Raw genomic sequence first — 535 nt, forward strand, 5'->3', positions numbered from 1 at the left:
GGCTATCTTTATCAAGACGACCGTTCTCATGATGCGTGCATGTTTTCTTTGTTGGCTAATAGATAGCAATTGAGTGCAGGTAAGGTGTTTAATACATTAGGGGCGTGGCCTTAAACTAGTTGGATAGTTTAATTCTTACTAAACTCGAACACTTTATGTATCTATGGAGGAATGAAATGGAGCTCTTCAAATTCAATAAAAATTGTGGCAAAAAAATCACTAGATTCAATTCAGATTTCATTATGTCTCGAATTATTCAAACAACTCAAGTTGCCCATATTAGTTGTATGCATTTAGAAAAGGATGGAGTAGTCGGCTATCACCAAGCAGTGAGTCCACAACTTCTTTTAATAGTGAGCGGAGAGGGACTTGTGAGAGGCGAGCAAGAAGATTATTTTAAAGTAGGGGCTGGTGACGCGGTATTCTGGAATAAGGATGAATGGCACGAGACAAGATCAGTTGAAGGAATGATGGCCATTGTCGTTGAAAGCGAGGAATTGGTGCCGGCTATGTCTATACTTTGAATATATTCGCG

General features: G+C 39.4%; 1 protein-coding gene. It reads left to right on the forward strand.

From position 1 onward, the window contains the following. Window positions 1–176: 176 nt before the first annotated feature. Entirely contained in the window at window positions 177–524 is a 348-nt protein-coding gene (locus tag R0J92_RS21605; RefSeq protein ID WP_411053143.1) for a cupin domain-containing protein, read from the forward strand. Window positions 525–535 lie beyond the last annotated feature (11 nt).

The organism is Tritonibacter sp. SIMBA_163, from assembly GCF_046535935.1.
Classification (GTDB): Bacteria; Pseudomonadota; Alphaproteobacteria; order Rhodobacterales; family Rhodobacteraceae; genus Epibacterium; species Epibacterium scottomollicae.

Coding starts and splice junctions, on each gene's coding strand:
- R0J92_RS21605 (WP_411053143.1), top strand. CDS start 177: ATGGAGCTCTTCAAATTCAATAAAAATTGTGGCAAAAAAATCACTAGA.